The 17,311-nt window shown below is 64.7% G+C and carries 19 protein-coding genes; 10 read left to right on the forward strand and 9 right to left on the reverse strand.

Annotation, left to right across the window (positions count from 1 at the left end; genetic code table 11):
- Positions 1-17 precede the first annotated feature (17 nt).
- The 3 genes from AAHM40_RS13220 to AAHM40_RS13230 form a co-directional block, all read right to left on the reverse strand.
- Positions 18-812 (reverse strand): thiazole synthase, encoded by a 795-nt coding sequence (locus tag AAHM40_RS13220; protein WP_028629043.1) that lies wholly within the window; start codon positions 810-812, stop codon positions 18-20.
- Between the two features lie 89 nt (positions 813-901).
- Positions 902-1,102 carry a sulfur carrier protein ThiS gene (thiS, locus tag AAHM40_RS13225; RefSeq protein ID WP_028629044.1) on the reverse strand — a complete coding sequence of 67 codons (201 nt, stop codon included), beginning with the start codon at positions 1,100-1,102 and terminating at the stop codon, positions 902-904.
- A gap of 106 nt (positions 1,103-1,208) precedes the next feature.
- Positions 1,209-1,586 carry a DUF423 domain-containing protein gene (locus AAHM40_RS13230; protein ID WP_342245051.1) on the reverse strand — a complete coding sequence of 126 codons (378 nt, stop codon included), beginning with the start codon at positions 1,584-1,586 and terminating at the stop codon, positions 1,209-1,211.
- 65 nt (positions 1,587-1,651) lie between these two features.
- Between AAHM40_RS13230 and mtgA the strand changes: the two genes are divergently transcribed.
- A complete protein-coding gene (gene mtgA / locus AAHM40_RS13235) occupies positions 1,652-2,344 on the forward strand; it encodes a monofunctional biosynthetic peptidoglycan transglycosylase (RefSeq protein WP_342245052.1) in 693 nt (230 codons plus the stop codon).
- Positions 2,345-2,357: 13 nt separating this feature from the next.
- On the opposite strand, the gene AAHM40_RS13240 is transcribed toward mtgA, so the two are convergent.
- The 5 genes from AAHM40_RS13240 to ftsY all read right to left on the reverse strand — a co-directional run bounded on the left by AAHM40_RS13240 (position 2,358) and on the right by ftsY (position 7,082).
- Positions 2,358-2,960: a hypothetical protein gene (locus AAHM40_RS13240; RefSeq protein WP_342245053.1), complete on the reverse strand. Its 603-nt coding sequence runs from the start codon at positions 2,958-2,960 to the stop codon at positions 2,358-2,360.
- A 60-nt stretch (positions 2,961-3,020) separates the two neighbouring features.
- Positions 3,021-3,875 carry an RNA polymerase sigma factor RpoH gene (gene rpoH, locus AAHM40_RS13245; RefSeq protein ID WP_028629048.1) on the reverse strand — a complete coding sequence of 285 codons (855 nt, stop codon included), beginning with the start codon at positions 3,873-3,875 and terminating at the stop codon, positions 3,021-3,023.
- A 113-nt stretch (positions 3,876-3,988) separates the two neighbouring features.
- Positions 3,989-5,008, reverse strand: coding sequence for a permease-like cell division protein FtsX (gene ftsX / locus AAHM40_RS13250; RefSeq protein WP_342245054.1), 1,020 nt, complete (start codon positions 5,006-5,008; stop codon positions 3,989-3,991).
- Positions 5,008-5,676 (reverse strand): cell division ATP-binding protein FtsE, encoded by a 669-nt coding sequence (gene ftsE / locus AAHM40_RS13255; protein WP_280281940.1) that lies wholly within the window; start codon positions 5,674-5,676, stop codon positions 5,008-5,010. The genes ftsX and ftsE overlap by 1 nt, the downstream gene beginning before the upstream one ends.
- Positions 5,673-7,082 (reverse strand): signal recognition particle-docking protein FtsY, encoded by a 1,410-nt coding sequence (gene ftsY / locus AAHM40_RS13260; protein WP_342245055.1) that lies wholly within the window; start codon positions 7,080-7,082, stop codon positions 5,673-5,675. The genes ftsE and ftsY overlap by 4 nt, the downstream gene beginning before the upstream one ends.
- A 143-nt stretch (positions 7,083-7,225) precedes the next feature.
- On the opposite strand from ftsY, the gene AAHM40_RS13265 reads away from it, so the two are divergent.
- Genes AAHM40_RS13265 through AAHM40_RS13280 form a run of 4 tightly spaced genes read left to right on the forward strand, consistent with a single transcriptional unit; the run spans position 7,226 to position 11,703 of the window.
- Complete coding sequence (locus AAHM40_RS13265) at positions 7,226-8,581, forward strand: M16 family metallopeptidase (protein ID WP_342245056.1); 1,356 nt, start codon at positions 7,226-7,228, stop codon at positions 8,579-8,581.
- Complete coding sequence (locus AAHM40_RS13270; RefSeq protein WP_342245057.1) at positions 8,574-10,061, forward strand: M16 family metallopeptidase; 1,488 nt, start codon at positions 8,574-8,576, stop codon at positions 10,059-10,061. Before AAHM40_RS13265 ends, AAHM40_RS13270 begins: the two co-directional genes overlap by 8 nt.
- Positions 10,061-10,681, forward strand: a complete 621-nt coding sequence (gene rsmD / locus AAHM40_RS13275; protein ID WP_342245058.1) for a 16S rRNA (guanine(966)-N(2))-methyltransferase RsmD — start codon at positions 10,061-10,063, stop codon at positions 10,679-10,681. The genes AAHM40_RS13270 and rsmD overlap by 1 nt, the downstream gene beginning before the upstream one ends.
- An 11-nt stretch (positions 10,682-10,692) precedes the next feature.
- The gene (locus AAHM40_RS13280) at positions 10,693-11,703 is read left to right on the forward strand and encodes a hydrolase (RefSeq protein ID WP_342245059.1); all 1,011 of its coding nucleotides are present in this window, start codon (positions 10,693-10,695) and stop codon (positions 11,701-11,703) included.
- On the opposite strand, the gene AAHM40_RS13285 is transcribed toward AAHM40_RS13280, so the two are convergent.
- On the reverse strand, positions 11,700-12,365 hold the full coding sequence (locus AAHM40_RS13285) for a TetR/AcrR family transcriptional regulator (RefSeq protein WP_342245060.1): 666 nt from the start codon (positions 12,363-12,365) through the stop codon (positions 11,700-11,702). The genes AAHM40_RS13280 and AAHM40_RS13285 overlap by 4 nt on opposite strands.
- A gap of 254 nt (positions 12,366-12,619) precedes the next feature.
- Between AAHM40_RS13285 and AAHM40_RS13290 the strand changes: the two genes are divergently transcribed.
- The 5 genes from AAHM40_RS13290 to coaD all read left to right on the forward strand — a co-directional run bounded on the left by AAHM40_RS13290 (position 12,620) and on the right by coaD (position 17,222).
- Positions 12,620-14,050: a coniferyl aldehyde dehydrogenase gene (locus tag AAHM40_RS13290; protein WP_342245061.1), complete on the forward strand. Its 1,431-nt coding sequence runs from the start codon at positions 12,620-12,622 to the stop codon at positions 14,048-14,050.
- A 28-nt stretch (positions 14,051-14,078) separates the two neighbouring features.
- Positions 14,079-14,624 (forward strand): twin-arginine translocation pathway signal protein, encoded by a 546-nt coding sequence (locus tag AAHM40_RS13295; protein WP_342245062.1) that lies wholly within the window; start codon positions 14,079-14,081, stop codon positions 14,622-14,624.
- A gap of 37 nt (positions 14,625-14,661) precedes the next feature.
- The gene (locus AAHM40_RS13300; RefSeq protein ID WP_342245063.1) at positions 14,662-16,257 is read left to right on the forward strand and encodes a GMC family oxidoreductase; all 1,596 of its coding nucleotides are present in this window, start codon (positions 14,662-14,664) and stop codon (positions 16,255-16,257) included.
- A gap of 25 nt (positions 16,258-16,282) precedes the next feature.
- Positions 16,283-16,669: a phosphopantetheine adenylyltransferase gene (locus AAHM40_RS13305; RefSeq protein ID WP_342245064.1), complete on the forward strand. Its 387-nt coding sequence runs from the start codon at positions 16,283-16,285 to the stop codon at positions 16,667-16,669.
- A 73-nt stretch (positions 16,670-16,742) separates the two neighbouring features.
- Positions 16,743-17,222 (forward strand): pantetheine-phosphate adenylyltransferase, encoded by a 480-nt coding sequence (gene coaD / locus AAHM40_RS13310; protein WP_028629060.1) that lies wholly within the window; start codon positions 16,743-16,745, stop codon positions 17,220-17,222.
- Positions 17,223-17,311 lie beyond the last annotated feature (89 nt).

Here is a 17,311-nt window from a genome sequence, read left to right on the forward strand (position 1 = left end):
AAACCTGTCAGTAAATCTCAGCGGATCAGACCATCCAGCGGCGACGAGGCGCTGGCGTAAAGCTTGCGGGGCATGCGTCCGGCCAGATAGGCGAGACGACCCGCGACGATGGCATGCTTCATGGCCTCGGCCATCATCACCGGGTTCTGTGCGTGCGCGATGGCGGTGTTCATCAGCACAGCCTCGCAGCCCAGTTCCATGGCGATGGTGGCGTCAGAGGCAGTGCCGACACCGGCATCCACCAGCACCGGAACCTTGGCCTCTTCGAGGATGATGCGCAGGTTCCAGGGGTTGCAGATGCCCATACCCGAGCCAATCAGGCCAGCCAGGGGCATCACGGCGATGCAACCCATTTCGGCCAGTTGGCGAGCGATGATGGGGTCATCGCTGGTGTAGACCATGACGTCGAAGCCGTCCTTGACCAGCTCCTCGGCAGCCTTGAGGGTTTCGACGACATTGGGGAAGAGCGTTTTCTGGTCAGCCAGGACTTCCAGCTTGACCAGGTTGTGGCCATCCAGCAGCTCGCGAGCCAGACGGCAGGTGCGTACGGCCTCTTCGGCGTTATAGCAACCGGCGGTGTTCGGCAGGATGGTGTACTTGTCCGGGGAAATCACGTCCAGCAGGTTCGGCTCGCCCGGGTTCTGGCCGATGTTGGTGCGGCGCACGGCAACCGTGACGATCTCGGCACCGGACGCCTCGATGGCAACGCGAGTTTCCTCGAGGTCCTTGTACTTGCCCGTACCCACCAGGAGACGCGACTGATAGGTGCGGCCCGCGAGGGTAAAGGGCTTGTCGATCGGCGTTTGGCTCATGCTGGACTCCTGGCGGGCAGAGGAAAGTGCGCGAAGCGCGGAACGGATGCTGCAAATGGGGCGACCGGGCAGGCACATGGCCCGCGCGACTAGCCGCCGCCTATGGCGTGTACCACCTCGACGCGGTCGCCCTCACGCAGGGCGGTGCTGGCGTGCTGGCTGCGCGGCACGATGTCGAGGTTGAGCTCGACCGCGACGCGGCGGCCGGCCAGATCCAGGCGGGCAATGAGGTCCGCGACGGTTTGGCCATCGGGCAGCTCGAAGGAATCGCCGTTCAACTGAATGCGCATGACGGATCAGTCACAACTGGAAAGGGGACGGCATTCTAGCCCGATCACCGCGCGGGACCAAGGCAAAAGGACGCCATTCGTCCCGCAATTTGACGCCACGGTCAAGTTACCGATTGGCGAGGCTCCAGGCGGCCAACCCCAAGCACAGCCAGCCGGCGAGGAAGGCCAGTCCGCCAAAAGGGGTAATGATGCCGAGCTTGCCGACACCGGATAGGGTCAGCAGGTAGAGGCTGCCAGAGAACAACAGTATGCCGAAGGCGAAGAAGCCACCCGCCAGGTTCACCAGCCGACCGGGCGCATGCAGCGCCAGCAGGGCGACACCGAACAGGGCCAGGGCATGGATCAGTTGGTAATGCGTGCCGGTCTGGAACACCGCCAGGTACTCCGGGGTCAGCCTGTTTTTCAATCCGTGGGCGGCGAAGGCCCCCAGGGCCACTCCGGTGAAGCCGGCGAATGCAGACAGCAGCAGAAACAGGCGTGTCATGGAGACTCCAGACCAGGGACAGACGGCCGCTATAATGGCGCGCAACTTTCCCCGGGCCAAGTTAGATGTTCCACACCATTCGCCGCCGCCTCTTCAAATTGCTGCTCTGGTTCGCGGCGGCTTCCGTGCTGCTGGTGATCCTGTTCCGCTGGGTGCCGCCGCCAGGCTCGATGCTGATGGTGGAACGCAAGATCGAGTCGTGGATCGACGGCAAACCCATCGACATCAAGCGCGACTGGGTGTCCTGGGACGAGTTGCCGAATGACCTGAAAATCGCGGTGATCGCCGCTGAAGACCAGAAATTCGCCGAGCACTGGGGATTCGATGTTCCCGCTATCCGCAAGGCCCTGGCGCACAATGAGCGCGGCGGGTCCGTCCGCGGCGCCAGCACCCTCAGCCAGCAGGTGGCGAAAAACCTGTTCCTCTGGTCTGGCCGCAATTGGGTCCGCAAGGGGCTGGAAGTCTGGTTCACCGGACTGATCGAACTGTTCTGGCCGAAGCAGCGCATCCTAGAGGTCTACCTGAATAGCGTCGAATGGGGCAGCGGCGTATTTGGCGCCGAAGCTGCGGCACACCAGCATTTCCGGGTGTCCGCCGGACGGCTGTCACGCCAGCAGGCGGCCCTGCTTGCAGCGGTGCTGCCCAACCCGCGCAAATGGAGTCCTTCGCGGCCAAGCGGGTATGTCGCCACTCGCGCCGGCTGGATTCGCCGACAGATGAACCAGTTGGGAGGCAGTAGCTACCTGGAGCAGCTCTGAGACCTGCGGCAACTCAGTTCTTCATTGCCTCACGCGGCACCAGGTGCAGCAGCTGCAGCTTGCCTTCGAGCAAGTGCACGCTCAGCCCCTGCTGGGGATAGACCCAGACTTCACCTTCGCCGGTGCGCAGCCGCAGCCGCGGCGGGCCGATACTGGCGGCCAGGCGCGCCACCGAAACGTCGGACATGGGTACCATATTCAGCACCGCCACGCGGTGCCCACTCAGCTGCCCCAGCATCTCGCCGCTCAGGGGCTGCTCTTCGGTTCCCTTGCCCAAGGCCTTGGCCAAGCTCGCGTGCTCACTGTCACTGAGCTCCAGCTCTGCTTCCAGACGCCAGATCCCTTCCTCCCTCTCCTGTTCGGAGCGGTAGACCAGACGCGGTCCTTCTGCCCGCGGCTGCAACCAGAGCTCTCCCGACGCCAGCTCCGTTAGCCTTTCCAGGGTCAGGTCATCGTCGGCCAGGGGGACAATGACCGACTCCTGCCAGTCCACCAACCAGGGCAGGGGCTCGGCCCGGTCGGACTGCTTGCTCATCCACAGCGCCAGGGAAAAGAACAGCACGGCGACCGCGGCGAGCAGCAGCCAGTGACTGGAACGCAGGGACGGCAGGGGCATGGCAATTTTCTCCAGACAGAAAAAAGCCGCACCAAGGTGCGGCTTTTTCGGGTTTCAACGTCACGCCTGAATGAAGCCCTTGAGCTTGTTCATGGCGTTCTTCTCCAATTGGCGAATACGCTCGGCGGATACGTTGTACTTGGCCGCCAGGTCGTGCAGCGTCGCCTTTTCCTCGGCCAGCCAGCGCTGGTAGAGAATGTCTCGACTGCGATCGTCCAGGCCATCCAGCGCCTCGTGCAGGTTGGCGGTGGAGCTGTCGCTCCAGTCGGCTTCCTCCAACTGGCGCGCCGGGTCGTAGCGGTGGTCTTCCAGGTAGTGCGCAGGCGAATGGAAGGCAGTGTCATCGTCGGCATCCGCCGCCGGGTCGAACGCCATGTCCTGGCCAGTGAGACGGCTTTCCATCTCGCGCACTTCGTGTGGCTCGACACCAAGGGTGTTGGCCACCGCGTGGACTTCATCGTTGTTCAGCCAAGTCAGACGCTTCTTCTGGCTGCGCAGATTGAAGAACAGCTTGCGCTGCGCCTTGGTGGTGGCGACCTTGACGATTCGCCAGTTGCGCAGGATGAACTCATGGATCTCGGCCTTGATCCAGTGCACAGCGAAGGACACCAGGCGCACGCCCATTTCGGGGTTGAAGCGCTTGACGGCCTTCATCAGGCCGACGTTGCCTTCCTGGATCAGGTCGGCCTGGGCCAGACCGTAGCCGGAATAACTCTTGGCGATATGCACGACGAAGCGCAGGTGCGCCAACACCATTTGCCGTGCCGCTTCCAGATCTTGTTCATAGAAGAGGCGTTCGGCCAGTTCGCGCTCCTGCTCGACAGACAACAGCGGGATGCCGTTGACCGCATGCACGTATGCCTCCAGGTTCGCACCGGGGGCCAGGGCATAGACAGGTTGCAGGGAAGTGGTCATGCGAATCCTCCGATTCACTAAAGCTCGCGCAGTGTAGCACTGGCCTATATGACTGCAAGGGGGTGTAAAAGTTTCCTTACACCCCTCGCGAAAGCTGCGAAACCCGCCGCCTTTTAGCGCGGCGCCAACTCGCTGAGATGACGGGCTACGGCCAGCCAGGCGCCAATGTAACCCAGCAGCACGGCGCCCAGAAGCAGGGATAGACCATCGGCTAATGGCACACCTGCCAGGGCGAAGTCGCTGCCGTACAGCCCGGCAAGACGCACCACGGCGTCGTTCAGCCAGTCCAGGCCGTAGGCCAGCACCAGCCAGGCCAGCAGGCCGGCGCCGGTGCCATAGAGCGCGCCCATATAGAGGAAGGGACGACGCACATAGCTGTCGGTCCCGCCCACCAGCTTGATCACCTCGATCTCGGTACGGCGGTTCTCGATATGCAGACGAATGGTATTACCGATCACCAGCAGCAGCGCCAGGATAAGCAGCACCGCCAGGCCGAAGACGAAACGCTCGCCCAGTTTGAGGATGGCCGACAGGCGCTCGACCCAGACCAGGTCCAGCTGCGCCTGCTCGATGCCGGGCAGTTCGGACAGGCGCTGGCGCAGGGCTTCCAGGCCGGCCTTGTCGACTTCCTTGGGCGTCACCAGGACCACGCCCGGCAGCGGGTTCTCCGGTAGCTCCTTGAGGGCTTCTCCCAGACCGGACTGCTGCTGCAGTTCCGCTAGGGCCTGCTCGCGGCTGATCCACTCGGCCTCGGCCACGTCAGGCATGCCGGCGATCTCATCGCGCAGCTTCTGGCCCTGGGACTCGCTGGCGTCGATCTTCATGAACAGGGAAATCTGCGCCGCTCGCTGCCAGGAGCCACCCAGGCGCTCGACGTTGCTAAGCAGGAGGGACAAGCCCATGGGCAGGCTGAGGGCGATAGCCATTACCAGGCAGGTGAAGAAGCTGCCGATGGGCTGACGTCCAAGACGACGCAGGCTGTCCACCAGGCTGGCTCGATGGCTTTCCAGCCAGGCGTGCAACAAGGTGCGGAAATCCGGGCCTTCATCACCCTGCTCCGGCGACTCGACATGCCGGGGCGAAGCCCCTACACGCTCGGCAGGCTTTGGCGGCGGCATCTGCTTGGCACTCATCAGACAGCCTCCCCATCGCCGATCAGGCGCCCGCGTTGCAAGGTGAGCAGACGGTGGCGCATGCGCGCGATGAGCGCCAGGTCGTGGCTGGCGATCAGCACTGTGGTGCCCAAACGATTGATGTCCTCGAACACGCCCATGATCTCGGCGGCCAGGCGAGGGTCCAGGTTGCCGGTGGGTTCGTCGGCCAGCAGCAGGGCCGGCCGGTGCACCACGGCGCGGGCGATGCCAACGCGCTGCTGCTGACCGGTGGACAGGTCGGCCGGATAGAGCTCGGCCTTGTCCGCCAATGACACGCGCTCCAGCGCCACGCTCACCCGCTTGGCGATCTCCGCCTTGGACAAACCGTGGATCTGCAGCGGCAGGGCGACGTTGTCGAACACGCTACGGTCGAACAGCAATTGGTGGTTCTGGAAGACGACGCCGATCTGACGACGCAGGAAGGGAATCTGCGAGTTGGTGATGCTCGACAGGTCCTGGCCGGCCAACAGCAACTTGCCACTGGTGGGGCGCTCCATCGCCAGCAGCAGGCGCAGCAAGGTGCTCTTGCCGGCGCCGGAGTGACCAGTAACGAAGAGGAACTCGCCGCGGCGGACGCGGAAGCTCAGTTCGTGCAGGCCAACATGGCCATTGGGGTAGCGTTTACCGACCTGCTCGAATCGAATCATGCGGACTCCCGCTCAGCGAAGAGGGCCTTCACGAAGGCGTCGGCTTCGAAGGTACGCAGGTCGTCGATGCCTTCACCCACACCGATGTAGCGGATCGGCAGGCCGAACTGCTTGGCCAGGGCAAAAATCACCCCACCCTTGGCGGTGCCGTCCAGTTTGGTCAGCGCCAGGCCAGATAGATTGACTGCCTGGTGGAACTGCTTGGCCTGGTTGATGGCGTTCTGCCCAGTGCCGGCATCCAGCACCAGCAGCACTTCGTGGGGAGCCGACTCGTCCAGCTTGCCGATCACGCGGCGCACCTTCTTCAGCTCTTCCATCAGGTTGTCTTTTGTGTGCAGGCGGCCGGCGGTGTCGGCAAGCAGCACGTCGATGCCCCGGGCCTTGGCGGCCTGCACGGCATCGAAGATCACGGAAGCGGAATCGGCGCCGGTGTGCTGGGCGATCACGGCGATGTTGTTGCGCTCCCCCCACACTTGCAGCTGCTCAACTGCAGCGGCGCGGAAGGTGTCGCCGGCAGCCAGCATGACCTTCTTGCCTTCCAGTTGCAGTTTCTTGGCCAGCTTACCGATGGTGGTGGTCTTGCCGACGCCGTTCACGCCGACCACGAGGATCACGTAAGGCGTACGGCCGCCGTCGATCTTCAGCGGCTGCTCGACCGGACGCAGCAGGGCAGCCAGTTCGTCCTGCAGCGCTTTGTAGAGGGCATCGCTGTCGGCAAGCTGCTTGCGCGCGACCTTCTGGGTCAGGCTCTGTACGATGACACTGGTCGCTTCCACGCCAACGTCCGCCGTCAGCAGGCGAGTCTCGATCTCATCCAGCAGATCGTCGTCGATGACCTTGCGCCCGAGGAACAGGCTGGCCATGCCTTCGCCGATACTGGCGCTGGTCTTCGACAGGCCCTGCTTGAGGCGGGTGAAGAATCCAGCCTTGGAAGGCTCAGCCGGGACGGCAGGCGCAACGTCGGCAACCAGCGCAGGTACGGCGGACGCAGCTGGCGGTGCGGCTACAGGTGCAGGTGCAGGTGCAGGTGCAGGTGCAGGTGCAGGTGCAGGTGCAGCAGGCACGGCGACAACCGGAGATTCAACAACCACAGGCGCGGCGACCGGTGCAGGGGCGAAATGCGGGGCCTCGGCCGCCACGGGCGTGGCTTCGGGCACAGGCACTTCGGCAATCGCAGGAGCGGCCGCTGGGGTCGTCTCGGCCATCGTGTCAGTGACCGGTCCGGGAGCTGAAACTGCTTCGGGCGCAGGCGTGGATGCGGCCGGCACCTCGGCCTCGACAGGAACCACCGGCTCCGCCGGAGTGGCGGGGGCGGATTCCTGGGGCTTCTTGCGCAGCCAGCCGAACAAGGATTTCTTTTCCCCGGCCTGGGCCGGAGCTTTCTTGTCGTCGTTGGAACCAAACATGAGTCGATTGCATCTCAAGGGAGCGACCGTGCTGGCTCTATGCCGGCCAGCTTCGCCGCCCCGGGAAAGGATGGGGTATCCTAGCACCTCTTCGCCCGCAGGCGGTACGACCGCCGGGGCCGTCCGACAGGTCAAGAACATCCATGAAAGCCATAGCCCGACAAGCCGCCGGCTTGCTGTATTGCGCCCTCTGCCTGCCTGCTCTGGCCCTCGCTGCAGACAACCAGCCCACCCACGAGTTCACCCTGGACAACGGCCTGAAGGTCGTCGTCCGCGAGGACCATCGTGCTCCCGTGGTGGTGTCCCAGCTCTGGTACAAAGTTGGCTCGAGTTACGAAACGCCCGGCCAGACCGGTCTCTCCCACGCCCTCGAGCACATGATGTTCAAGGGCAGCCGCAAACTCGGCCCCGGCGAAGCCTCGCGCATACTCCGGGAGCTCGGCGCCGAGGAAAACGCCTTCACCAGCGACGACTACACCGCCTATTACCAGGTGCTTGCCCGTGACCGCCTGGGCGTCGCCTTCGAGCTGGAAGCCGATCGCCTCGCCAGCCTCAAGCTGCCGCCCGAGGAGTTCACTCGGGAGATCGAGGTCATCAAGGAAGAACGCCGCCTGCGCACCGATGACAAGCCCACGGCCAAGGCATTCGAGCGCTTCAAGGCGATGGCCTATCCGGCCAGCGGCTACCACATTCCCACCATCGGCTGGATGGCTGACCTCAACCGCATGAAGGTGGAAGAGCTGCGCCACTGGTACGAATCCTGGTACGCCCCGAACAACGCCACCCTGGTGGTGGTGGGCGACGTTACCCCGGACGAGGTCAAGGGCCTTGCCGAGCGCTATTTCGCCGGCATTCCCAAGCGCGAAGTGCCGCCCGCGAAGAAACCCCTGGAGCTGGCCGCCCCTGGCGAACGCCGCCTGACCTTGCACGTGCGCACCCAGCTGCCGAGCCTGCTGATGGGCTTCAACGTGCCCGGCCTGGCGACCGCCAAGGATGCTCGCCAGGTCCATGCCCTGCGTCTGATCTCCACCCTGCTCGACGGCGGCTACAGCGCACGCCTGCCGAGCCGCCTGGAGCGTGGCGAAGAACTGGTCAGCGGTGCCTCCGCCTGGTACGACGGCTTTCCCCGAGGCGACAGCCTGTTCGTCATCAGTGCCACTCCCAACATGCAGAAGGGCAAGACCCTGGAGCAGACAGAGGCCGGCATCTGGCGCCAGCTGGAAGACCTGAAGAACACCCCGCCCAGCGCCGACGAGCTCAAGCGCGTGCGCGCCCAGGCCATCGCCGGCCTGGTCTACCAGCGCGACTCCATCACCAGCCAGGCCACCACCATCGGCCAGCTGGAAACCGTCGGTCTGTCCTGGACATTGATGGACCAGGACCTCGCCGCCCTGGAAGCCGTGACCCCCGCCGATATCCAGGCCGCTGCCAAGACTTACTTCACCCGCGACCGCCTGAGCGTCGCCCACATCCTGCCCGAGGAGGCCCACCATGAGTGAGCGCAACGGCCTGCGTTACGGCCTGCTCGGTCTGGCCCTGATCGTCCTGCTCGGCGTGCTCGGCGTCATCGTCAACCGCCCGGCCAGTACCGCCACCGCTGAAACCGCCACCCCGGCACCGGCTGAAGGCCTGCAGTCACTGACTGCGCTGGGTAACAAGGCGCCCGTCCGCCGCACGCTGAACATCCAGAGCTGGACTACAGCCGAAGGCGCCAAGGTGCTGTTCGTCGCCGCTCCCGAGTTGCCGATGTTCGACCTGCGTCTGACCTTTGCCGCCGGCAGTAGCCAGGACAGCGGCACGCCCGGATTGGCGACCCTGACTAACGCCATGCTCAACGAGGGCGTGGCCGGCAAGGATGTCACCGCCATCGCCGAAGGTTTCGAGAGCCTGGGCGCGGAGTTCGGCAACGGCGCCTACCGCGACATGGCCATTGCCAGCCTGCGCAGCCTCACCGCCGCCGAGCAACGCGCGCCTGCCCTGGCGCTGTTTACCCAGGTGATCGGTGCGCCGACCTTCCCTGAAGACTCCCTGGCGCGGATCAAGAATCAGATGCTCGCGGGCTTCGAGTACCAGAAGCAGAACCCGGGCAAGCTCGCTGGCCTGGAACTCTTCAAGCAGCTCTACGGCCAACATCCCTACGCCCACTCCAGCGAAGGCAACGAGAAGTCCATCCCCGGTATCACGGTCGCCCAGATGCGCGACTTCCACCGGAAGGCCTACGCCGCCGGCAACGTGGTGATCGCCCTGGTCGGCGACCTGTCCCGCGCCGAAGCGGAAAACATCGCCAACCAGGTATCCCAGGCCCTGCCCAAAGGCCCAGCGCTGCCCAAGTTGCTCGAGCCGGAGACACCCAAACCCGGCCTCAACCATATCGAGTTCCCCTCCAAGCAGACCCACCTGATGCTGGCGCAGCTCGGCATAGACCGGAACGACCCGGACTACGCGGCGCTCTACCTGGGCAACCAGATCCTCGGCGGCGGCGGCTTCGGCACCCGGCTGATGGAAGAGATTCGCGAGAAGCGCGGCCTGACCTATGGCGTCAGCTCCGGCTTCACCGCCATGCAGGTGCGAGGCCCCTTCATGATCGGCCTGCAGACTCGCGCCGAAATGAGCCAGGGCACGCTCAAGCTGATCCAGGACATTGTCCGCCAGTACCTGGCCGATGGCCCCACCCAGAAGGAACTGGACGACGCCAAGCGCGAACTGGCCGGCAGCTTCCCGCTCTCCACCGCGAGCAACGCCGACATCGTCGGCCAGTTGGGCGCCATCGGTTTCTACGACCTGCCGCTGACTTACCTGGAAGACTTCATGGCGAAGGTCCAGACGCTGGACGTCACCCAGGTCAAGGCCGCTATGGCCAAACACCTGAATCCCGACCAATTCGTCATCGTCACCGCCGGTCCGACTGTCACCCAGAAGGACCTGCCGCCGCCCACCGACAAACCCGCCGAAATGCCCAGCGGCGTACCGGAGCACTGATGCGCAAGCCAAACGCCAAACCCGCCAGGCCAACCCACGGTGGCCAGGGCCAGCTCCGCATCATCGGCGGCGAATGGCGCTCGAGGCGCTTTGCCTTCCCCGACGGCCCCAGCCTGCGGCCCACTCCCGACCGGGTGCGCGAGACGCTGTTCAACTGGCTGGCGCCCTACGTGGAAGGCGCGCGCGTACTGGACCCCTTCGCCGGCAGCGGCGCGCTTTACCTGGAAGCCTTGTCGCGCGGCGCGGCAGAAGGGCTGGCGCTGGATCTCAACCCCGACTCCGTGGCTGCCCTGCGCGGTCACCTGAACGTGCTGCGCTGCGACAGGGGCCAACTGCTGCAGCGTGATGCCCTGCGTTACCTGGACAACCAGGCGCCCAGCACATTCGACCTGGTGTTCCTCGATCCGCCCTTTAACCAGGGCCTGCTGCAGCCCGTCTGCAACCTGTTGGAAAACCGTGGCTGGCTGACCCCCCGCGCCTGGGTCTATACCGAAAGTGAGAACCCACCCTCCGCACTGGGCCTTCCAGGCAACTGGCGCCTGCACCGCGAAAAGAAAACCGGCCAGGTGTACTACGCCCTTTGGCAACGCGCAGACAGGGAAATCCCGCCCTCTGAGTAACGGCCGCGCCGATGAACTCGTTCCATACCCCAGTCACCAACCGCACCAGCTTCCAGCCCGCCTGGTGGTTGCCCGGTCCGCACCTGCAGACCCTCTGGTCGCCGTTCTGTCGCACACCACCCCACCTGGAGCGGCAACGCGAGCGACTGTGGCTGGAGGACGGCGACTTCCTCGACTTGGACTGGTACGGCCCCCATGAAGCCGATGCCCCCCTGGTGCTGGTCCTGCATGGGCTGACCGGCTCGTCCAACTCGCTCTACGTGCTTGGCCTGCAGCGAGAACTGGCCACCCGTGGCTGGGCCAGCGTGGCCATCAACTGGCGCGGATGCTCGGGCGAGCCCAACCTGCTGCCCCGCGGTTACCACTCGGGCGTCAGCGAGGACTTGGCGACCACGGTTCGGCACCTGCGCGCCAGCCGGCCGCTGGCACCGCTCTACGCAGTGGGCTATTCGCTAGGGGGCAACGTACTACTCAAACACCTAGGGGAAACCGGCAACGACTGTGGCCTGCAAGCAGCAGTAGCAGTATCGGTGCCGTACCGCCTGGACCAGTGCGCCGACCGCATCGCCCTGGGTTTTTCACGGGTCTACCAGGCGCATTTCATGCGCGAGATGGTGGCCTACGTGAAGAGCAAGCAGCGTTTGTTCGCCCACCAGGGTCAGGCCGAGCATCTGTCCACCCTGGAACGCCTTGGCCCACTGGAGGGCATGCGCACCTTCTGGGACTTCGACGGTCGCATCACCGCGCCGCTGCACGGCTACAACGACGCCCACGACTACTACCGCCGCGCCTCCAGCCGCTTTTATCTGGGTGGTATCCGCATCCCCACGCTGCTGATCCAGTCCTCCGACGACCCCTTCGTCTTCCGCCACAGCCTGCCGGACGCCCACGAACTTTCGGCCACCACCCGCATGGAGCTGCATTCGCGCGGCGGGCATGTGGGCTTCGTCGAAGGATCGCCGCAGAAACCCGCCTACTATCTGGAGCGACGGATTCCAGATTGGTTGGGGAGCTGCCGCTAGTTTGGAACAACCTGCTCCAGCGGCACGTATAGCTTTTCGTAAAGCGCCTTGACCGCCGGCCGCGCCTCGGGCGCGAGGTAGCCACCTTCCAGCGCCAGCACCTGGTAGATGCCGCGGCGCAGCAGTTCCTGGCTGAGATCGGCGGAATTGCCCCGCGTTGTACAGAGGAAACGCACCCAGGAGGTGACGATGATCCAGCTATTGAGAGTCAGGGCTTCGACCTGCGCGGGGTTCATCAAGAGGATGCCGGCAGCGACGAACCCCCGGTAGATGGCCTGGGCGTGGTCCAGGCAGCGTTGGGCGAACAGGCGGTAGCGCGCGGCGAGCTCCGCATCCGACTCCAGCAAGTGTTCCAGGTCGCGGTGCAGGAAGCGGAAGTCCCACATGGCCGCCAACAGGGATTCCAAGTAAAAGGTCTTGTCCTCTACCGATACCTCGCGCCCCTCCGGAAGGCGAAGAAAGCTGTCCACCCGTGCTTCGTAGTGATCGAACAGCTCGGCGATGATCTCCTGCTTGTTGCGGAAGTGGTAATACAGGTTGCCCGGCGACATGCCCAGATGTGCAGCGATGTGGTTGGTGGTCACATTGCGCTCGCCCTGGGTATTGAACAGCGCGAGGCTCTCCAGAACGATACGGTCGCGGGTCTTGGGTCTTGGGGCCATCGGGTGAATCTTCCTGCAATCGGTGGGGCACGGCGTGCGCCAAAGGTACACCGCCCAAGCGCTGGGAAACACCCGGTGTTACCCGCATCCACCCCGCCCAGCTTTTCGTTGGGCTGCCGCCGGGCAGTCCGGCAGGCAAGCTATTTGACACTTTAGAGCAATTGCTCTAAAAACCAGCGACACTACAACAACAGAGCCGCTTCGTATCCACCCAGTGGATTCGAACACTTCCGGAACCCCCGAGGAACCGCGCCATGGTCGCCGACATCGCCTACCTGCAACAGAGCCAGCAGCAGATCAGCCAGCTGGAAACCCTCTTCCAGCGCCAGCGCGAGGCTTTCCGCGCGAACCCCATGCCCAGCGCAGACCAACGCATCCAGTGGCTCAACGCCCTTCGTGATCTGCTGCTCGCCGAAAAACAGGCTCTGATCGACGCGATTTCTCAGGATTTCAGCAACCGCTCGGCCAACGAGACCCTGCTGGCCGAGATCATGCCCAGCCTTCATGGCATCCACTATGCCGCCAAGCGTCTGAAGAAGTGGATGAAGCCTTCCCGCCGCGGCGTCGGCCTGGCCTTCCAGCCAGCATCGGCCAAGGTCGTGTACCAGCCGCTTGGTGTGGTCGGCGTGATCGTGCCCTGGAACTACCCGCTGTACCTGGCCATCGGACCGCTGGTGGGCGCCCTGGCAGCCGGCAACCGGGTGATGATCAAGATGAGCGAATCCACCCCGGTCACCTCCCAGTTGGTCAAGGACCTGCTGGCGCGCATCTTCCCCGAGGACCTGGTGGCCGTGGCGCTGGGTGAGGCCGAAGTCGGCGTGGCCTTCTCCCGACTGCCCTTCGACCACCTGCTGTTCACCGGTGCCACCAGCATCGGCAAGCATGTGATGCGCGCCGCCGCCGAGAACCTGACCCCCGTCACCCTGGAGCTGGGCGGCAAGTCACCGGCCATCGTCTCCGCCGACGTGCCCCTGGCCGATGCCGCCGAGCGCATCGCGTTCGGCAAGACCATGAACGCCGGCCAGACTTGCGTGGCGCCGGACTACGTGCTGGTGCCGGAAGACCGCGTCGAGGGCTTCGTCGAGGCCTATCGCCAGGCGGTGCAGGGCTTCTACCCGCAGTTGAGCGACAACCCCGACTACACCGCCATCATCAACGAGCGCCAGTTGGGCCGCCTCAAAGGCTACCTGAGCGACGCAGAAGCCAAGGGCGCGCGCCTGGTGCCGCTGTTCCCCGAATCCCAGGGCCGCCGCCTGCCCGCCACCCTGGTGCTGAACGCCACCGACGACATGAAGCTGATGCAAGAGGAAATCTTCGGCCCCTTGCTGCCTGTCGTCCCTTACCGCCGTATCGAAGACGCCTTCGCCTATATCAACGACCGCCCGCGCCCACTGGCCCTCTACTACTTCGGCTACGGCAAGTCGGAACAGCAGCGCGTGCTGCACGAGACCCATTCCGGCGGCGTGTGCCTGAACGACACCCTGCTGCACGTGGCCCAGGACGACATGCCCTTCGGCGGGATCGGCCCCTCCGGCATGGGCCACTATCATGGCCATGAAGGCTTCCTGACCTTCAGCAAGGCCAAGGGCGTATTCATCAAGCAGCGCTTCAATGCCGCGAAGTTGATTTACCCGCCTTACGGCAAGGCCATCCAGAAGCTGGTCTACAAACTCTTCGTCCGCTGAGCCGGGCTTTCGCAGGCAGATGACAAGAATGAGCGAAACCACCCTCGACGTGCCGGGCCTGTCCCGGCGCAACCTGCTCAAGGTCGGCCTGTTCGGCTCGGCCTTCCTCGCCACCGCCGGGGTCACCGCGAGCCTCACCGGCTGTTCGGCCAGCGTGCCGGCGGGCGGCTTCGCCGTGCTGCGTGAATCCGACCTGCCCTTCCTTCGCGCGCAGGTCCCGGTCATGCTCGAGGGCGCCGTGCCCGCCGAGAAGATGGTCCAGGCCGTGGACGGCACCCTGCAGAGCCTCGACTACGCCCTGCACCGTTTGTCGCCGGAAATGCTCAAACTGACCCAGCAGCTCTTCGACGTACTGGCCCTGCCGGTCACCCGCGGCCCACTGACCGGCGTCTGGGGCAGTTGGGAGAAAGCCAGTGCCCAGGACATTCGCGACTTCCTCACGCGCTGGGAAAACAGCTCCTTCGGCCTTCTGAGAATGGGCCACGCGTCCCTGCTGCAACTGGTGATGATGGCCTGGTACGGCCGCCCGGAATCCTGGGTGCACTGCGGTTACCCAGGGCCGCCCGCCATCTGATCCCCCATAACGACAAGAACTCGCCCGAGACCCTGACATGCCTGTACCCGATCTGTTCGCCGAGGGCCTGGCCCGTGGCTGGAAAACCCACAACGGCTCACGCCTGGAACAAGACCTGACCCTGGAAGCCGATGTCGCCATCGTCGGCAGCGGCGCCGGTGGCGGCACTACGGCGGAAATCCTCAGCGCAGCCGGTTTCAAGGTGCTGCTGATCGAGGAAGGCCCGCTGAAGACCAGTTCCGACTTCAAGATGCAGGAAGCCGAGGCCTACCCGAGCCTCTACCAGGAAGGCATCGGCCGCATGACCAAGGATGGCGCCATCACCATCCTCCAGGGCCGCGCAGTGGGCGGAACCACCCTGGTGAACTGGACCTCCAGCTTTCGCACCCCCGATCCGACGCTGGAGCACTGGGCGCGCGAGCACGGGGTCAAGGGCCTGTCGGTGGCCGAGATGGCCCCCTGGTTCGAGAAGATGGAAAAGCGCCTCGGCGTTGCGCCCTGGGCCATCCCGCCGAACCCGAACAACGACGTGATCCGCCTGGGCTGCGAAAAACTCGGGCTGCACTGGAAGGTCATCCCGCGCAACGTGCGCGGCTGCTGGAACCTCGGGTACTGCGGCATGGGCTGCCCGACCAACGCCAAGCAGTCGATGCTGGTCACCACCATTCCCGCCACACTGGAAAAGGGCGGCGAGCTGCTTTATCTGGCCCGCGCCGACAAGCTGTTGATGGAGGGCGACAAAGTCACCGGCATCGAGTGCCTCGGCCTGGACGACCGTTGCGTGGCACCCAATGGCCGCAAAATCACGGTCAAGGCGCGCCATTACGTGCTATCCGGTGGCGGCATCAACACCCCCGGCCTGCTCCTGCGCTCCAACGCGCCGGACCCGCACGGCCGCACCGGCAAGCGCACCTTCCTGCATGTAGTGAACTTCTCCGCCGCGCAGTTCGACCGGGTGATCAACCCCTTCTACGGCGCGCCCCAGTCCATCTACTCCGATCACTTCCAGTGGGACGACGGCGCCACCGGGCGCATGTCCTACAAGCTGGAAGTGCCGCCGCTGCAGCCCGCGCTCACCACCACCTTGCTGGGACGATGCGGCATCGACAACGCCCTGCGCATGGAGCAGCTGCCGCATACCAACGTGATGCTGGCGCTGATGCGCGACGGCTTCCACCCGGACAGCGCCGAGGGTTCGGTAGAGCTGCGCGGAGACGGCAGCCCGGTGCTCGACTACCGCATGACCGACTACACCTGGGACGGCATCCGCCGGGCCTACCACACCATGGCCGAAATCCAGTTTGCAGCAGGCGCCCGAGCCGTGCTGCCGATGCACAACGACGCCGACTACGTGAAAACCCTGGACGAAGCACGCAACCTGATCGACGGCCTGTCGATGGAGCTCTACCGCGCACGCCTGGGTAGCGCCCACGTGATGGGCGGCTGCGCCATGGGCGAGGACCCGAAGCAGGCGGTCACCGACAGCCTGGGCCGGCACCATCAACTGGCCAACCTGTCGATCCACGACGGCTCGCTGTTCCCCACCAGCATCGGCGCCAACCCGCAGCTGTCGGTCTACGGCCTCACGGCCAAGCTCGCCAGTGCACTGGCGGAGCGGATGAGCAAGACTTGATGCATCACTGCTCAAGGACGAAACCATGGACAAGCTCATCTCCGGCCTGCTGATCGTCGCAGGCATCATCCACCTGCTGCCGGTCAGCGGCCTGCTCGGCGCCGAACGGCTCGCGGCGCTCTATGGCCTGTCCTTCAGCGAACCGAACCTGCTGATCCTGATGCGCCACCGCGCGGTGCTGTTCGGGCTGCTCGGCGCACTGCTGGCCTCGGCAGCCTTTCGTCCGGCGCTGCAACCGGCCGCCATGTTGGGCGGGATGATTAGCGTACTGTCGTTCCTGCTGCTGGCCTGGCTCACGCCGGGCTACAACACCGCGCTGCACAAGGTGGTGATCGCCGACTGGGTAGCACTGGTCTGCCTGGTGTTGGCCATCGTGCTGTGGCTGGTACGCAGGCCGGCGGCGAGTGGATGAGCGCACTTCTTGGCCGCAGTGATTCGCTGCGCTACCATCCGATTCCCTTTCGGTCCCCTGCCAGGACGTCGCGATGAACCGAGTGTTGTATCCGGGCACTTTCGACCCTATCACCAAGGGTCACGGCGATCTGATCGAACGCGCCTCGCGTCTGTTCGATACCGTGATCATCGCCGTAGCCGCGAGCCCGAAGAAGAATCCGCTGTTCAGCCTGGAGCAGCGCGTAGAACTGGCCCGCGAAGTCACCAAGCACCTGCCGAACGTCGAGGTAGTGGGCTTTTCCACCCTGCTGGCGCACTTCGTCAAGGAGCAGAATGCGAATGTCTTCCTCCGCGGCCTGCGCGCGGTCTCCGACTTCGAGTACGAGTTCCAGCTGGCCAACATGAACCGCCAACTAGCGCCGGACGTGGAGAGCATGTTCCTCACTCCGTCGGAAAGGTACTCCTTCATTTCCTCCACCCTGGTACGTGAAATAGCGGCCCTGGGTGGTGACATCAGCAAGTTCGTCCATCCGGCTGTCGCTGCGGCATTGGCCGAGCGTTTCAAGCGCTGATACTGAAGGCTCGCCAGCGCCGGCCCTGAACCATGGCGATCGGCGCGTGCGCCGATCACGGCAATCCGGCACAATTCCGCTATTTTCTG

Origin of the sequence: Pseudomonas sp. OTU5201 (genome assembly GCF_038440135.1) — a bacterium.
In the GTDB taxonomy this organism is placed as follows: domain Bacteria; phylum Pseudomonadota; class Gammaproteobacteria; order Pseudomonadales; family Pseudomonadaceae; genus Metapseudomonas; species Metapseudomonas resinovorans.